We start from the raw sequence: 17,093 nt of genomic DNA, 5'->3' as shown, positions 1-17,093 counted from the left end.
GCAAACTCACGTTACAATCCCCCTTATGTCGATATCCCTCTCCCGCCAGGAGAGGGCCACCAACAGCCAGGCATTTTCATGACAAGCGAAACGCGTACACTCTACAGCCAGCTTCCTGCTATCGATCGCTTATTGCACGATAGCGCTTTTCTTTCTCTGCGCGATCGGTATGGCCATACCCAGGTGGTTGATCTGCTTAGGCGGATGCTTGACGACGCGCGCGACGTCATACGGAATACGCAAACGCTTCCCGACTGGTACGCAGACTGGGCGCAAGAGGCGAAACTCCGGCTGGAAAATGCGGCGCAAAGCGCGCTGCGCCCGGTGATTAACCTGACGGGGACGGTGCTGCACACCAATCTTGGCCGCGCATTGCAGGCGCAAGAAGCGATTGAGGCGGTAACGCAGGCGATGCGCGCGCCGGTGACGCTGGAATACGATTTGGATGGCGCCGGGCGGGGGCATCGCGACCGGGCGCTGGCGACGCTATTATGCCGTATCACCGGGGCGGAAGACGCCTGTATCGTCAATAACAATGCGGCGGCGGTATTGCTGATGCTGGCGGCGACCGCCAGCGGCAAAGAGGTAGTGGTTTCGCGTGGCGAGCTGGTCGAAATCGGCGGCGCGTTTCGTATTCCGGATGTTATGCGCCAGGCGGGCTGTATGCTGCATGAAGTGGGCACCACCAACCGGACGCACGCGAAAGATTACCGTCAGGCGGTAAATGAAAATACCGGGCTGTTGATGAAGGTGCATACCAGTAATTACAGCATTGAGGGCTTTACCAAAACGGTAGAGGAAGCGGAACTGGCGGAAATCGGGCGAGAGCTGGATATTCCGGTGGTGGCGGATCTGGGCAGCGGTTCGCTGGTGGATTTAAGTCAATATGGCTTACCCAAAGAGCCGATGCCGCAGCAGCTCATTGCCGCAGGCGTCAGCCTGGTAAGCTTCTCCGGCGATAAGTTGCTGGGCGGGCCGCAGGCCGGGATCATCGTCGGCAAAAAAGCGATGATTGCCCAACTGCAAAGCCATCCGCTGAAACGCGCTCTGCGCGCGGATAAAATGACGCTGGCGGCGCTGGAGGCCACGTTACGTCTGTATCTGCACCCGGAAGCGTTGGCGGAGAAATTACCCACCCTGCGTCTGTTAACCCGCAGTGAAGCGTCGATTCGCGAACAAGCGCAGCGGTTACAGGCGCGGCTGGCGGCACGTTACGGCGATGAATTTGCGCTGGAGGTTAAACCCTGCCTGTCGCAAATCGGCAGCGGTTCATTACCGGTAGACCGCCTTCCCAGCGCCGCCATGACCTTTACCCCGCACGACGGGCGCGGTAGCCGGCTGGAGGCGCTGGCGGCCCGCTGGCGCACGCTGCCTGTACCGGTCATTGGCCGAATTTATGATGGACGTTTATGGCTGGATATGCGCTGTCTTGAAGACGAAAGCCGGTTTATGGAGATGATGCTGAAATGATTATTGCAACTGCCGGACACGTAGACCACGGTAAAACAACGTTGCTCCAGGCGATTACCGGGGTCAATGCCGACCGTCTGCCGGAAGAGAAAAAACGCGGGATGACTATCGATCTGGGTTACGCCTATTGGCCGCAGCCGGATGGCCGTGTGCTGGGCTTTATCGATGTGCCTGGGCATGAAAAATTCCTCTCTAACATGCTGGCGGGCGTAGGCGGTATCGATCACGCTTTGCTGGTGGTCGCCTGTGATGACGGCGTCATGGCGCAAACGCGCGAGCATTTACAGATCCTGCAACTGACGGGCAATCTCCAGCTCACCGTCGCGCTGACCAAAGCCGATCGCGTGGACGAGGCGCGTATCGGTGAAGTACGTGAAGAGGTACTGGCGGCGCTCGACAACTATGGTTTCGCCGATACCGTTTTATTTGTCACCGCTGCCAATGAAGGACGCGGTATTGCAGAACTTCGCGCTCATTTACAGCAGCTTCCTGCACGTTTGCACGCCGCGCAGCATCGTTTCCGTCTGGCTATCGACCGTGCGTTTACGGTGAAAGGGGCGGGACTGGTGGTGACCGGAACGGCGCTGAGCGGAGAGGTGAAGGTAGGTGATACGCTGTGGTTAACCGGAGTAAATAAACCGATGCGGGTGCGTAGCCTGCACGCACAAAATCAGCCTACCGACCATGCGCACGCCGGGCAACGTATTGCGCTCAATATTGCGGGCGATGCGGAGAAGGAACAGCTTAACCGCGGCGACTGGCTGCTTTCCGATGCGCCGGTGGGGGAAGCTTTTTCCCGGGTGATCGTTTCTCTGGCACTTCATGCGCCGCTTTCCCAATGGCAGCCGCTACATATTCACCATGCCGCCAGCCATGTGACCGGTCGCGTCTCTTTGCTGGAAGGCGGGCTGGCCGAGCTGATCTTCGATACGCCGTTGTGGCTGGCCGATAATGACAGACTGGTGCTGCGTGATATTTCCGCACGCGCCACCCTTGCCGGCGCACGCGTGGTGACGCTTAAGGCGCCGCGTCGCGGTAAACGTAAGCCAGATTATTTGCACTGGCTTTCAACGCTTGCCGCCGCGCAGGACGATAGCGCGGCGTTGGCCATTCATCTGGAACGCGGCGCCGTCAACCTGCCGGATTTCGGTTGGGCGCGTCAGCTTAATCCTCTCGGTATGCGTCAGCTTATTGAGCAACATGGTTTTATCCAGGCCGGAGACAATCTGTTAAGTGCGCCCGTCGCCGCCCGCTGGCAGCGTAAGATTCTTGATACTCTGGCGACCTACCACGAACAGCACCGCGATGAACCGGGGCCGGGACGCGAGCGTTTACGCCGCATGGCCCTGCCAATGGAAGATGAAGCGCTGGTCCTGATGCTGATCGAGCGGATGCGCGACGACGGCCTGATTCATAGCCATCACGGTTGGTTGCATCTGCCGGATCATAAAGCGGGATTTAGCGATGAGCAGCAGGCCGTCTGGCAAAAAGTTGAACCGCTATTTGGCGATGAGCCTTGGTGGGTACGCGATCTGGCGAAAGAGACCGGAACGGAAGAACAATTGATGCGGCTGGTGCTGCGGCAGGCGGCACAGCAAGGCATCATTACCGCGATCGTAAAAGATCGGTACTATCGTAACGATCGGATTGTCGCTTTCGCCAATATGATCCGCGAGCTGGATCAAGAGAGAGGATCAACATGTGCGGCGGATTTTCGCGACAGGCTGAATGTAGGGCGGAAACTGGCTATTCAGATCCTTGAATATTTTGACCGGATTGGATTTACACGGCGTCGTGGGAATGATCATTTATTACGTGATGCGTTATTATTTCCGCAAAAAGAATGAAATGGTTAAATTAAATAACAAATGAAGCAATACAATTATTGCGTTGCTTTTTATTTTTCTGACTTCTTAAAATAGCCAGCGTGAACCTGTTACCAGAATAGTTTTGCCCATATTCTTTGCGCCTTAGTCAGGCGACTCACGATGAGATTGTGGAACTTTATCGCGCGGCGATGTAACGCCTTTGCCCGGTGGCGCGGACGCTTACCGGGCCTGCGTAGACGATGCAGGCCGGATAAGGCGTAACTCGTTAGCCTCGGTCGAGTTTTTGCTGCGCCAGCCAGACGGCGCCCAGCCTGCCCGCCTGATTTCCCAGTTGGCAGGGCTGAATCGGCACCTGGAGCGCCTCCCACATTTCAAACGTTTCAAGATGCCGCGTCAGGAGCGGGTAGAGCTTTTCCTGTTCGCTTATTCCTCCGCCGATCAGCACCACGCCCGGATCAAACATAGAGATCACGCTGTAAACGCCGCGTGACAGATAACGCGCCCAGTCATTGACCGCCTCACGCAGATGAACATCGGTCGCCATTCGTTCGAAGATCACATCCGCAGGCGGCATCTCTTCGGCAGGCAGCGCCAGCGCCTGGCGGCACGACGCCATTAATCCGCTGGTTGACGCGATCTTATGCATACTTTCGCCATTGTTCCCGACCGGCATGACGCCGAATTCACCGGCATGGAAATGTGCGCCGCGATACAGTTCTCTTCCGACGATAATACCGCCGCCAATGCCGGTTCCAATGGTGATACAGACCAGATTGTCATAATGCTGCCCGGCGCCTCGCCACATTTCGCCCAGCGCCGCGCAGTTCGCGTCGTTCTCCACGACCAGCGGCAGATCGGTCAGCCCGCTGAACAACTCCATCAGGTTGACGTTATCCAGGTAAGCCAGCGCGCCCGCTTTTGCCGCATGACCGTTATGGGGATTAATATGGCCGGGGAAACTGACCCCGATTGCCGCAATGTCATAGTCCTGTTGGCAACGCGCCACCACATCCTGCCATTTGCGGGTAAACGTGGAGGCGTCCTCTGGCGTATCGAATTGATGATGGGTTAATTCTTCGCCGTCACTGTTAATCACGCCATATTTGACGTGAGTTCCTCCCACATCAATGCCGATATATTGCTGCATAGTGTTCTCCGTACGTTAAACAGGCACCTGTTTAGTATGGCTAAAACCAGACGGAGAAACGTAAAGGAAAGTAATTCGTGATTGCTGTCGTAAAGCGGGAAACCATTGGCGAAAAATTCACCAGCACCGTCTACCCTTGTGGAGTACCTTTACAATAAGGAGTTGGTCATGACGAACAATCCCCCTTCAACACGTATTCAGCCAGGTGAATACGGGTACCCACTGAAATTAAAAGCCCGCTATGACAATTTTATTGGCGGTGACTGGGTTGCGCCCGCCGACGGCGAATATTATCAAAACCTGACGCCAGTGACCGGCCAGCCGCTATGTGAAGTCGCTTCCTCCGGTAAAAAAGATATCGATTTAGCGCTCGACGCCGCGCATAAGGCGAAAGATAAGTGGGCGCATACGTCAGTACAAGACCGTGCCGCTATCTTGTTTAAGATCGCCGATCGGATGGAACAAAACCTCGAACTGTTGGCGACAGCGGAAACCTGGGATAACGGTAAACCGATTCGTGAAACCAGCGCCGCCGACGTACCGCTGGCGATTGATCATTTCCGCTATTTCGCCTCCTGTATACGTGCGCAGGAGGGCGGGATCAGCGAAGTTGATAGCGAAACCGTGGCCTACCATTTTCACGAACCGCTTGGTGTCGTGGGGCAGATAATCCCGTGGAACTTTCCGTTGTTGATGGCAAGCTGGAAAATGGCGCCAGCGCTGGCGGCGGGTAACTGCGTAGTGCTTAAACCGGCACGCTTGACGCCGCTTTCCGTTCTGCTGTTGATGGAAGTCATTGGCGATCTGTTACCGCCGGGCGTCGTCAACGTCGTGAACGGCGCGGGCGGCGAGATCGGTGAATATCTGGCGACCTCGAAACGTATCGCGAAGGTGGCGTTTACCGGTTCGACGGAAGTGGGTCAACAGATCATGCAGTACGCCACGCAGAATATTATTCCGGTGACGCTGGAGTTAGGCGGTAAATCGCCAAATATCTTCTTTGCTGACGTGATGGATGAAGAAGATGCGTTCTTTGATAAAGCGCTGGAGGGTTTTGCCCTGTTTGCCTTTAACCAGGGCGAGGTGTGTACCTGTCCAAGCCGTGCGCTGGTCCAGGAGTCCATCTATGAGCGCTTTATGGAGCGCGCTATTCGCCGGGTAGAGAGCATTCGCAGCGGGAACCCGCTAGATAGCGGTACGCAAATGGGGGCGCAGGTCTCCCACGGCCAGCTTGAGACTATCCTCAATTATATCGATATCGGTAAAAAAGAGGGGGCCGATATTCTGACCGGTGGGCGACGCAAGGAGCTGGATGGCGAACTTAAAGAGGGCTATTACCTTGAGCCCACTATCCTGTTTGGTAAGAATAATATGCGCGTCTTTCAGGAGGAGATCTTTGGCCCGGTGCTGGCGGTAACCACCTTTAAAACCATGGAGGAGGCGCTGGAAATCGCTAACGATACGCAGTATGGCCTCGGCGCAGGCGTCTGGAGCCGCAACGGCAATCTGGCTTATAAGATGGGTCGCGGCATTCAGGCCGGGCGCGTATGGACCAACTGCTATCACGCCTATCCGGCACACGCGGCGTTTGGCGGCTATAAGCAGTCTGGCATCGGGCGCGAAACGCATAAGATGATGCTGGAACACTACCAGCAAACCAAGTGCCTGCTGGTGAGCTATTCCGATAAGCCTCTGGGGCTGTTCTGACGCAAGAGGTAATGCCCGATGGCGCTGCGCTTATCGGGCCTACCGCATTGATATCAGCCTGGTGGTAATGCCCGATGGCGCTTCGCTTATCGGGCCTACCGCGTTGATATTAGCCTGGTGGTAATGTCTGATGGCGCTTCGCTTATCGGGCCTACAAAAATTCATCGCAATATACTGATATTGCAAACCTTGTAGGCCGGATAAGGCGCAGCCGCCATCCGGCACAGTATTACCGCTCGTTGACCCAAATCCGCATTTCGCCCTCGCCGCGGTTGGCCCAGCTAAACCACGGAATGAACGTTAGCGTCTGCGGCTGGCACGATGACGGCGCGTTATCGTAGTGCCACAACGCCTGATACTGCGCATCCGCGGCGCTTTGCTTCTCGCCTTCAGCCTGAATCAGCATCTTATGCGCAAAAAGCCCTTTGCCCTCAAAGACCCGGAATTCACTCTCTTTCGGTAGCCACAGATTATGCAGTTCTTCGCCGTTATCGGCCTGCTCAAGGCAATAGACCAGCGGCCCGCGCTGAATGGCGACCTTACCGGCGACGTGACGCGCCAGCGGATTGCCATACACGCGGCGAACCGGCATCGGCAGCGTCAGGGTTATCGTATCGCCCTCCTGCCAGGTTCGACGGATATGCAGATAACCTTTGCTAATATCCTGCTCCACTTCCAGCCCGTTGAGCGTCACTTTTGCCTCAGGGCACCAGTCCGGCAGACGTAGCGCCAGCGTGTGACGTACCGGCTGCACAGAGTCGATGGCGATCTTCACCTGCTCATACCACGGGTAGTTCCCGCTGATTCGCAGTTTGAGCGCGCCATTTTCAACCGGTATTTCCATGCTGTTACCCACGTACATATTGATGTACAGCGCATCCGCACGCGGCGTGTAGATGTAGTGACCAAGGGAGGTGAGCACGCGGGCGATGTTCGGCGGGCAGCAGGCGCAGCCAAACCAGCGCTGGCGAATGGGCTTAACGTGATCGTAAATATGGTTGAATTTTAACGATTTTGGATGCACTTCCAGCGGGTTGACGTAGAAGAAATGCTTGCCATCCAGCGCCATACCGCCGAGGACGGTGTTGTACAGCGCGCGCTCCATCACGTCGGCGTACTGGCTATCGGCTTCCATTTCCAGCATCCGGCGGGCGAACATCATCAGGCCGATTGAAGCGCAACTTTCCGCATAGATCGAATCATTGGGTAAATCGTAATCGCAGCTAAAGGCTTCGCCACTGCTCTGTGAACCGATGCCTCCGGTGATATACAGCTGACGTTGCGCCATATTTTTCCACAGGCGCAGGCAGTCCTGGCGTTTGCCTTCATCGTTGCTCAGGCGAGCGAGATGCGCCACGCCAGTCATCAGATAGACAAAACGTACCGCGTGGCCAATGGCCGTCTGCTGCTGCGAAACTGGCAGATGCGCCTGGCTGTAGGCTTTGTCTTTGACCATCCACGCCGGGCCGTAGGTATGCCAGTAAGAGGTTTGGCCGCGTTTTTCGTACTCTTCGTCGTAGAAGTGCGGTTGGGCACCGCGCTGCCCGATAAAGTAGCTTGCCAGCGTCATATAGCGCGGCTGCTCTGTTACCTCATACAGACGCATCAGCGCCAGCTCAATTTCCGGGTGGCCCGGATAGCCGTGCAGCTGATTTTCGCCAGGGCCGAAAGTGCTGTCGATATGATCGGCCAGTCGACAAACGACGTCTAGCAGCCGACGCTTGCCGGTGGCCTGAAAGAAGGCGACGCCCGCTTCAATCAGGTGCCCGGCGCAATAAAGCTCGTGGCACTCCGCCAGGTTGCTCCAGCGTTCTTGCGGGGCTTTTGCCGTAAAGTACGTATTGAGATAGCCATCGTCACACTGTGCGGCGGCCACCAGTTCAATCACCTCATCGGCGCTTTTCTCAAGCGCGGGATCGGGCTTCTGGCACAGTGACCAGGCAACCGCTTCCAGCCATTTCGCCACGTCGCTGTCCTGAAAGACCATGCCGTAAAAGTCGCCCGTCTGCTGTCCTGCGGCAATGCGGAAATTTTCAATGGCATGGCTGGGTTCAGCCTCTGGAATACGATCGTTTAACGCATCCCACTGGTAAGGAATAACCACATCGCGAACCAGTTGTTGATACTGTCCGAGGAACGGATCGCTGACCGTCAGTTTATGCAGATCGACTTCCAGTACGTTCATTTCGTGCTCCTTAAGGCTGTAGAGGTCATAGATATTCCTCGCTGACGGGGTATTTTATGGCAGTAATTTTTATTTTCGCGTTATGACCTGATTCATTTTGCCCAGATAGCGGTGAGCGACAAGGCGATAAAAGAGTAAAAAAAGATGACGATTCCGACCCGTATTTAAAAATGTGAGATGGATCGAGTGAAATGACTATTTTTAGTTAATAATCAAAGGCTAATATGAAATACGGTGCTGAATGAGCGGGAAATGACATATTAATGCTCGAATTATCCATAACATTACCGATTAAAGTCCAAAACGGCGGATTATTTATTTCTCGCGGCATTGGGCGTCATCCTGCCAGGCGTCTGCAATCGTGGGAAATTATATTTGTGGAAAAAGGCTGCCTGAAAATTCAGGAAGAAGAATGTGTTTTCTGTGTTGAAGCCGGGGAAAGCCTGTTGCTTTGGCCGCATCGCCGCCATATTGGCGTTGAGGAGTTTCCCGCCGATCTTAAATTTTACTGGCTCCATTTTGAGGTCAAAGCGCCGGACAGCGACCCGCGCTGGCTGACGCATCTTTCCGTGCCGCAGCATACCCAGGTTGCCGATCCGCAGGCGCTGATTGCGCTTTTTCGCCAGTTTATGAACGAGCAGGAAAAGCACCAGCGCAGCCCGGCGCTGGAGTTCATCGTGCTGCTGATTTTGCAGCAGCTCACCGTTGACGCCCGGCAGAATGAAAACGCCGAGGCCGCAGGCGTGTCGCTGGCCTGGAAAGTGCAGCAGCTGATTCGAACGCACTATCACCTGCCGCTTTCCAGCTCAGTTCTGGCGAAAGAACTGCATTGCAATGTGGATTATCTGGGACGCGTTTATCGGCGGGTATTTCACCTTACGCTAACGGAAGCCATCCACCGCCAGCGGGTGCGCGAGGCGGAAAAGTTGCTGATTAGCGACGCGCGTTCGTTAAAAGAGGTGGCGGAGCGGTGCGGTTTTAATGACGTTGGTTACTTTCGCCAGATCTTCCGCAAGCACACCGGCCTGACGCCTACCGCCTGGAAGCGGCGCTACAGTAAGGAACACGTTAATTCTTGAGTATAATCTTTGGCCCTCTGACAAAGCGGTTGCAAACTGAATGCCCGATGGCGCTTTGCTTATCGGGCCTACAAGAGTTCATCGCAACGTATTGATATTGCAAGTTTTGTAGGTCGGATAAGGCGCAGCCGCCATCCGACATAGGCTGTTACTGCCCGTAATAGGCATTCGCGCCATGTTTACGCAGATAGTGTTTATCGAGCAGTTCAGATTGCATATCCGGTAGCTGCGGGGCCAGCTGGCGCGAGAACAGCCCCATATAGGCGCACTCCTCAAGCACCACGGCGTTGTGGACGGCATCGGCGGCATTTTTACCCCAGGCAAACGGGCCGTGTGAATGAACCAATACCGCCGGGATTTGCGCCGGATCCAGACCGCGCTCTTCAAAGGTTTTAATAATCACCTCGCCGGTCTGATACTCGTACTCGCCGTTAATTTCCTCAACGGTCATCAGTCGGGTACAGGGGATCGCGCCATAGAAATAGTCGGCGTGGGTGGTGCCCCAGGCGGGCAGATCGAGCCCGGCCTGCGACCAGATCGTCGCATGGCGGGAATGGGTATGCACGATCCCGCCGATCTGCGGATAGCGGCGATAGAGCGCCAGATGGGTCGCGGTATCGGACGACGGTTTTTTATGGCCTTCAACGACCTTACCGCTGGCGATCTCTACCACCACCATATCGTTGGCGGCCATCACCTCATATTCAACGCCGGAAGGCTTGATGACCATCAGTTTGCGCGTCTCATCGACCGCGCTGACGTTGCCCCAGGTAAAGGTGACCAGCCCGTGCGCCGGGAGGGCCAGGTTGGCCGCCAGCACCTCGGCTTTCAGTTGCTCTAACATGTGAAACCTCCTTCCTGCATCCGTGATTCAATCCAGCGGCGGGCCTGGATAATTTCCAGCACCGGCTCGCTGGCTTTCTCTGTCCACATCTCAATCAGAAATGAACCGCGATAGTTCAGCTCATGCAGCGTTTTGAAGATGCCAACAAAATCAACGCATCCTTCGCCAAACGGCACGTCGCGGAACTGGCCGGGGCTGTCACCGGTCACTGGCAGCGTGTCTTTCAGGTGGATAGCGGCGATACGGTCGATACCCAGCTTCAGCTCGGCGGTCACGTCGTTCCCCCAGGCGCTGAGGTTGCCGACGTCTGGATAAACGGTGAACCACGGTGACGAAAGCATCTCGTCCCACTTTTTCCACTTGCTGATGGAGTTCATAAACGCGGTATCCATGATCTCCACCGCCAGCATGACCTGCGCCGCTGCGGCCTGTTCCACCGCCCACGCCAGCCCTTCGGCGAAACGTTGCTGGGTGCCTTCGTCGTGCTCTTCGTAATAGACGTCGTAACCTGCCAACTGGATGGTGCGGATCCCCAGGTCGCGCGCCAGGCGAATGGCTTTGGTCATGATTTCACGCGCCCGCTGGCGTACCGCTTCGTCGCGGCTGCCAAAAGGGAAACGGCGATGGGCGGAGAGACACATTGACGGGATAGCGACGCCGCTTTCCAGCATCGCGTTCACCAGCGATGCGCGTTGGGCTGGCGTCCACTCCAGGCGAGAAAGGCGTTCATCCGTTTCGTCCACCGACATCTCAACAAAATCAAAACCGCAGCTTTTTGCCAGCACCAGCCGCTCCGGCCAACTGAGATCTTTCGCCAGTGCTTTCTCGTAAATACCTAATGGATGATTACGCATGTTGTTATCCCCAGATGGCGTCAATTTGGGCGTGGAATTCGGCGGCGACCTGCGCCGGATGGGCGGCACCTGCCAGCGCACGTCCGGCGATAAATGCCTTAACGTTAATGTCGCGGAACAGCGGTAGATCGGCCGGGGTAATACCACCGGTAATTGACAGCTCAAGGCCGATGTCGGACAACGCTTTCATACGCGTCAGGTCCGCCTCTCCCCACTGCTGCCCGCTGGCCTGCGCATCGCGTCCGCGGTGATAAATCGCCTGGCGAACCCCGACGCGATACCAGTCTCGGGCGTCGTCCAGCGTCCAGTTGCCGAACAGTTCCATTTGAATTTCACCGCCGCAGGACTGGGCAACGGCATGGCCTTTCTCGACCGTGGCGAGCGGCGCGGCGCAGATGATGGTCATCCAGTTGGCGCCAGCGCCAAAAGCCTGCTGCGCCAGGGTTTCACCGGCATCGGCCACTTTCCAGTCGGCGACGATGATTTTTTCCGGGCACTGCGCTCGCAGGGCTTTCACCGCGCTAAGACCTTCGGTTAAACAGAGGATGGTGCCAGCCTCAACGATATCGACATGATCCTGTAGCAGGGCGACATCGCGTTGGGCTGCTTCCAGATTGGTGTGGTCGAGCGCTAGTTGCAGTAGTGGTCGGCTCATAATGCGTGCTCCTTAATACGGGCGTGATAGCCCTGTAGTGCGGTAATCAAATCCTGGTATTGGCGGTATTTACGCTGGTAGAGGGCGTGCGCGGCCATGTCCGGCAGCAGCGTGCGCACCGGGTGCCGGAGGTCGCGTTGGGCCTCGCGGAAATCGCGATATACGCCGGTGCCGACGCGGGCAGCCAGCGCCGCGCCGAAGCAGCCGGTCTCCTCCACCTGCGGCAGCTCAATGCGCAGGCCGCTGACGTCCGCCAGCATCTGCATCCAGACGTCGGAGTGGGCCGGTCCGCCGGTAACGCGCAGGGCGCAAACCTCGGTAAAACGTTCACGCATGCGGTTGAGGTGGGTCATATGGCTGAAGACCACGCCTTCATAAATCGCCTGCAGCAGGTGCGCGCGGGTGTGCAGCGCCTGCATCCCGTAAAAACCGCAGGTCATCTCCAGTCCGGCATTGCTGCCGTAGAGAAACGGCAGAAAAAAGAGGTCGCTACCGGCTTTCGGCAGGCTGGCAACCGCCTGGTTGATCTCATCAAAAGAGAGGTCGCCCCACTGGGCGGTGAACCATTCAAGGTTGCCGGAAGAGGTCGGGCTGGCTTCGTGAACGATATACTGCCCGTCATTGACGTAGCGGCCATAGACGTAAGGATGGGCCTCATGGTCGCGCAGACCGTGAGCGATGCCGCTGGTGACGGCCCAGGTCCCCATCACCGCATTGAGCGTTGATTCATCCTCAATACCGGCGCAAAGGGCGGTGGAAACCACGTCAAACAGGCCGCCGACGACGGGTGTGCCCACCGCCAGACCGGTGATGGCGGCCGCCTGAGCGGTGATCTCCCCGCATATTTCGGCTGAACCCACCACGGGGGGCAGCGCGCTGTCGATTTCACTGATGCCCAGCCACTCGGTCAGGCGCGGGTCGTACTGGCCCGTCGCCATGTTGTAGAGGTTGGACTCGGAGATGTTGCTCTCCTCACAGCCTTTAACGCCGGTTAAGCACCAGCGCAGATAGTCATGCGTCATCATGACGCTGCCTATCTGCGCGTAGCGCTGCGGCTCATTCTCTTTTATCCAGCGTAAAAGGGAGACCGGATGCCCGGTCCATAGAGTTTGTCGGGTCAGCGGGTAGAGTTTTTGCGGAACCGCTTCTTTTTGCCAGCGCTGGACAATTTCCATGGCGCGACGGTCGGAAGAGAGTATCGCTTTACCTAATGGCCGATCGCTTTTATCTAACAGGAACAGGCCCTTACCCTGAGCTGAAATACCCAAACTGCGGATTTGTGAGCCGCTCACCCCTGTGTGCGCCAGTAGTTTGCTGATGACCGAGGCGCACTGTTGCCACAGTTCGGTCATATCGCGTTCAACCCAGCCCGGCTGCGGGCTTAAAGCATGCAGCGGCAGGCGTTGCACAGCTACTTCCCGGCCTGCGCCATCGTACAATCCGGCTTTTAGCCAACTCCCACCACAATCTAACCCCAGCCAGTAGTTACTCATGACTTATTGCACCTCGTCCACGGCTTTCAGGAGGTCGGCGCCCTGCGGGTTGTCTTTCAGGAACATATCGCGCACCTGGCTGCCCAGCGCATCGCTGAAGGCTTTACGGTCGATGTCGGTCAGGACTTCAACTCCGGCTTCTTTCATGCCATCGATAATTTTTTGCTGATCTTCGGCGACCAGTTTGCGCTGATAGTCACCCGCTTCTTTGGCGGAACTCAGCAGTGCCTCCTGGAACTGCGGGCTTAAAGCGTCGAATTTGGCTTTATTGATCACCAGCAGCAGAGGCGAATAGGCGTGATGAGTGAGGGAGAGGTATTTCTGTACCTCATAGAATTTCGCTGACCACACGACGTTGATAGGGTGTTCCTGGGCATCAATCGTACGGGTTTCGAGGCCGGTATAGACTTCGGAGAACGGCATCGGAATAGGGTTCGCGCCGAAGATTTTAAAGGCCGCGATATTCATTGGGCTGTTGTTAGTGCGGATTTTTAAGCCTTTCAAATCGGCCGGCGTTTTTACCGGCGCGCGGGAGTTGGTGACGTCGCGCCAGCCGTTTTCCCAGTAGGCGAGGACCTTTAACCCTTTTGAATCGAGTGATTTTTTCAGTTCATCGCCGACTTTGCCATCGAGCGTTTTATGCGCATGCGCGGTATCGCGAAACAGGAAGGGGACATCAAGTAAGTTGAATACAGGGGCCAGGCCGGTGAAATTGTTCGAACCGGACATTTCCATATCAATAGTTCCGCCGCGCACCCCGCTGATCATTGCCTGGGCGTTACCTAATGTGCTGTCAGGAAAGAGTTTTAGCGTTAATTCGCCGTTGGTTTTTTCTTTTAATAATTCGTTAAATTTTTTCGCGGCAATATGTTGGGAGTCAGTTTGCGGTGTTTCATAACCAAAACGTAAAGATTGTGCCGCCAGAGACGACACGCTGAAAACTGTCAGACCTGCTATCAATAATGAACGAGCAATAACGTGTAATTTCATAATATTATCCTTTAATTAATCCATTTAAGCGGTGTGATAATTAGCTCGGGAATAAAAATAAATAAAACCAGCAACGACATCAGTACGACAACGTAAGGGAATACGCCTCTTACCGCGTCATCAAATTTCAATTTTGCTACCCCGGAAATAACGTTGAGGACGTTGCCAACGGGCGGTGTGATTAATCCAATAGAGCAGTTAATAATGAACATGACGCCGAAATAAATCGGGTCAATATTGGCTTCTTTAACTAATGGCAATAATACAGGGGTAAGAATTAACACCGTTGGCGTTAAGTCCATCACCATACCGACGACCATAATTGAGATCATAATGACGATAAATAAGAGTCGCGGAGAGTCGACCAGCGGCTGCAGCAAATCTGACACCATCATGGGTAATTCCGCGATCGTAATCAGCCAGGCGGATACCTGAGCTGCGGCCACCAGAAACATGACGACTGACGTCGTTTTGGCGGCATTGACCAGCACGTGGTAGAGACTGGAAAACGTTAATTCCCGATAGATAACCACGGCGACAAAGAGGGCGTAAAACGCGGCAACCGCTCCTGCTTCCGTTGGCGTGAAAAGTCCGGAACGGAAGCCGCCGATAATAATCACCGGTAAAAACAGCGCCCAGATACCTGAAACCAATGATTGCCAGATTTCACGCGGTGTTGCTTTAGGCTGAGAAGGGAGATTTAATCGCCCGGCCTGCCACCACCAGGTGAGCATAAGCGCCGCGCCCATCATGATGCCCGGTGCGATCCCGGCCATAAACAGCTTGCTGATCGACAAGCCGCTGGAAACGCCGAAGATAATAAAAGGAATCGAGGGCGGAATAATTGGCGCAATGATCCCGCCGGAAGCGATTAACCCAACAGAGCGGTTGATCGGATAGTTTGCGGAGCGCATCATCGGCACCAGCAGCGCGGCGACCGCAGCGGTATCTGCTACCGCAGAGCCGGAAAGGCTGGCCATAATCATTGCCGCAATAACGCCCACGTAGCCCAGGCCGCCGGGCTTATGGCCGACCAGCTTCATCGGCAGGTCGACGATTCGCTTTGACAGGCCGCCCGCGTTCATGATTTCACCGGCCAAAACAAAAAAGGGAATGGCCAGCAGGGAGAAGCTGTCCGCGCCGTTAACCAAAGTTTGCGCCATAATCTGCACGTCAAACATATCCAGGTATGCCATCAGAGCAGCGCCGCAAAGCAGCAGCGACCAGGCGATGGGTAAACCTATCGCGATCCCGCCGAGCAGGCAGCAGAGAAATATCACCACGGCCATGATTAGGCTCCTTGCTGTGGTTGTTGAAAGGAATCGTTACGCGTTATTAAGTGATAAAGCCGACGCAGCTCGATTAACGCGATGGCAACGCTTGTGGGCAGACAGGCGATATACATCAGGCCGATCGGTAAACCGAGGATTGGCGACTGATCGCTCCAGTCCTGCAGTGCTTTTTGTAGGCTGCCCCAGCCTAATGCGATGCATAACAATAAAATCAGTGAATGCGTCAGCAGCGAGAGACGACGCTGATTCGCTGGCGAAAGTTTTTCCACCACAAAAGTGACCTGAACGTGAGCGTTATCCATAAATGCCACGATGGCGCCAATAAACGTCAGCCATACAAATAGATAACGTGATAGTTCATCTACCGACAAAATACTGCTCTCAAAACCGTAACGTAAAATAACGTTAATAAATACAATGCAGGAAAGTACGGCAATTAATACCGCAAGTATGCCCTCAAGTACCCGCTTCATAACGACTCCATCAGGTTATAGAAACTTATTTCTTTCGATGCTGAATAGTGGAACTTAATTTCTTATGTTTGGTTTATATTAGGTCGGCGCAACGTTGAGTTGCAGGCCGAGGATTAAGGTGATGATGTTTAATTCAGGTTAGCTGCGTGTGGCCTTTTTCATCATATTAATACCATCACGTAATATATTTATGCGGTGATTAATATCGGCGCTGGCATTGATTTCCAACAATTTAATGCCGGTAAACAGCAACAGTTCGGGAGCTGCGGCGGTAATGAGTTCTTTAACATGTTTCTCCGTCATCAGGCTTTGTGGACAGAAAGGTACAAACGGAGCATGGAGGTCCTGCCATTCGCCGTATTCTCCATCCAGCGTTGTACCGGAGAACATCAGCGCCCCGAGTTTTCCAGCCTGTTTGGCCTGCTGCGTGTGGATCAGCGGTAGAGAGGTATCCCGCCCTTCAATAGCCGAGCGCGCCCAGTTAATGCAGACGCTTATGTCATAGTCGGCAATAGTTTCCAGTACGTTTACTAACGGTAAGAATCCTTTGCGCGGTGCGGGGCCGGTCATCGCGTCGCAGTGTTCAAGCACTAGGTCGCAGGACCAGTCCCAGTTGGCAATCTCTTTTAATGAGCGCGCAAAGGCGTCGGTTGCCTGCGCCACGTTCGGATTGCCCGCCAGTGGGGCGGCATGAAGCTCAAGGGCTATGACTTTGCCGGGGGTTTTCGCATTGAGTTTATTTATCTTCTGATAAAGATGACGGTAGTATTCCACGCAGGCTTTACGCTGCTCCTCGTCACTGGACGCTAATCCAAAACCATCGTTTTCGCTACGGCGGCGCATGGTTTCCATTATCGCGGTGACCACGATTTGCCAGTTTCCCGGTGTATGGCGCAATAACCACTCGTCGCCGAGCGGGTGAAGATGTTCAAGACAAGGCTGCTCCAGCCCCCGGATATCCGGAGTATCAGAGAGTTGCCGCCAGAATTCCGTCTCTTCCTCTTCACTCTTTTGGTGAAATGAGGGTGCACAAGGGTACGCACCGATAATATAACCGGTATTATTTTTCATTTTG

At 55.1% G+C, this 17,093-nt stretch carries 14 protein-coding genes; 4 read left to right on the top strand and 10 right to left on the bottom strand.

The annotated features are described in order from the left end of the window. Positions 1–78: 78 nt before the first annotated feature. Entirely contained in the window at positions 79–1,470 is a 1,392-nt protein-coding gene (gene selA, locus J4645_RS19405) for an L-seryl-tRNA(Sec) selenium transferase (protein WP_023215198.1), read from the top strand. After that, a complete protein-coding gene (gene selB / locus J4645_RS19400; RefSeq protein WP_000582383.1) occupies positions 1,467–3,317 on the top strand; it encodes a selenocysteine-specific translation elongation factor in 1,851 nt (616 codons plus the stop codon). Before selA ends, selB begins: the two co-directional genes overlap by 4 nt. A 247-nt stretch (positions 3,318–3,564) precedes the next feature. Here the strand turns inward: selB and J4645_RS19395 are convergent, their stop codons facing one another. After that, entirely contained in the window at positions 3,565–4,446 is an 882-nt protein-coding gene (locus J4645_RS19395) for an ROK family protein (protein ID WP_023215197.1), read from the bottom strand. 168 nt (positions 4,447–4,614) lie between these two features. Between J4645_RS19395 and aldB the strand changes: the two genes are divergently transcribed. Then, positions 4,615–6,153, top strand: a complete 1,539-nt coding sequence (aldB, locus tag J4645_RS19390) for an aldehyde dehydrogenase AldB (protein ID WP_000183988.1) — start codon at positions 4,615–4,617, stop codon at positions 6,151–6,153. A gap of 229 nt (positions 6,154–6,382) precedes the next feature. Here the strand turns inward: aldB and J4645_RS19385 are convergent, their stop codons facing one another. Further along, positions 6,383–8,338 (bottom strand): glycoside hydrolase family 127 protein, encoded by a 1,956-nt coding sequence (locus J4645_RS19385; RefSeq protein ID WP_023215196.1) that lies wholly within the window; start codon positions 8,336–8,338, stop codon positions 6,383–6,385. A gap of 263 nt (positions 8,339–8,601) precedes the next feature. On the opposite strand from J4645_RS19385, the gene J4645_RS19380 reads away from it, so the two are divergent. Continuing rightward, a complete protein-coding gene (locus tag J4645_RS19380) occupies positions 8,602–9,417 on the top strand; it encodes a helix-turn-helix domain-containing protein (protein WP_000891808.1) in 816 nt (271 codons plus the stop codon). A gap of 148 nt (positions 9,418–9,565) precedes the next feature. Here J4645_RS19380 and araD read toward each other — a convergent pair whose 3' ends face one another. The 8 genes from araD to J4645_RS19340 form a co-directional block, all read right to left on the bottom strand. Next, complete coding sequence (gene araD, locus J4645_RS19375; RefSeq protein ID WP_023215195.1) at positions 9,566–10,261, bottom strand: L-ribulose-5-phosphate 4-epimerase; 696 nt, start codon at positions 10,259–10,261, stop codon at positions 9,566–9,568. Then, positions 10,255–11,115 carry an L-ribulose-5-phosphate 3-epimerase gene (locus J4645_RS19370; RefSeq protein WP_001244031.1) on the bottom strand — a complete coding sequence of 287 codons (861 nt, stop codon included), beginning with the start codon at positions 11,113–11,115 and terminating at the stop codon, positions 10,255–10,257. Before J4645_RS19370 ends, araD begins: the two co-directional genes overlap by 7 nt. Positions 11,116–11,119: 4 nt before the next feature. Then, positions 11,120–11,770, bottom strand: a complete 651-nt coding sequence (gene ulaD, locus J4645_RS19365; protein ID WP_023215194.1) for a 3-keto-L-gulonate-6-phosphate decarboxylase UlaD — start codon at positions 11,768–11,770, stop codon at positions 11,120–11,122. After that, complete coding sequence (locus tag J4645_RS19360; protein WP_023215193.1) at positions 11,767–13,263, bottom strand: FGGY-family carbohydrate kinase; 1,497 nt, start codon at positions 13,261–13,263, stop codon at positions 11,767–11,769. Before J4645_RS19360 ends, ulaD begins: the two co-directional genes overlap by 4 nt. Positions 13,264–13,266: 3 nt before the next feature. Then, the gene (gene yiaO, locus J4645_RS19355; RefSeq protein ID WP_023215192.1) at positions 13,267–14,253 is read right to left on the bottom strand and encodes a 2,3-diketo-L-gulonate TRAP transporter substrate-binding protein YiaO; all 987 of its coding nucleotides are present in this window, start codon (positions 14,251–14,253) and stop codon (positions 13,267–13,269) included. Between the two features lie 11 nt (positions 14,254–14,264). After that, positions 14,265–15,542 carry a 2,3-diketo-L-gulonate TRAP transporter large permease YiaN gene (gene yiaN / locus J4645_RS19350; protein WP_000301822.1) on the bottom strand — a complete coding sequence of 426 codons (1,278 nt, stop codon included), beginning with the start codon at positions 15,540–15,542 and terminating at the stop codon, positions 14,265–14,267. A gap of 2 nt (positions 15,543–15,544) precedes the next feature. Further along, on the bottom strand, positions 15,545–16,018 hold the full coding sequence (yiaM, locus tag J4645_RS19345) for a 2,3-diketo-L-gulonate TRAP transporter small permease YiaM (RefSeq protein WP_023215191.1): 474 nt from the start codon (positions 16,016–16,018) through the stop codon (positions 15,545–15,547). A gap of 138 nt (positions 16,019–16,156) precedes the next feature. Next, positions 16,157–17,089 (bottom strand): DUF4862 family protein, encoded by a 933-nt coding sequence (locus J4645_RS19340; protein WP_208209006.1) that lies wholly within the window; start codon positions 17,087–17,089, stop codon positions 16,157–16,159. Positions 17,090–17,093: the final 4 nt, after the last annotated feature.

The sequence above is a fragment of the Salmonella sp. 32082101201600294FB01SM01 genome (assembly GCF_017572865.1).
GTDB lineage: Bacteria > Pseudomonadota > Gammaproteobacteria > Enterobacterales > Enterobacteriaceae > Salmonella > Salmonella enterica.
This window is presented reverse-complemented; position numbering and strand designations above follow the sequence as displayed.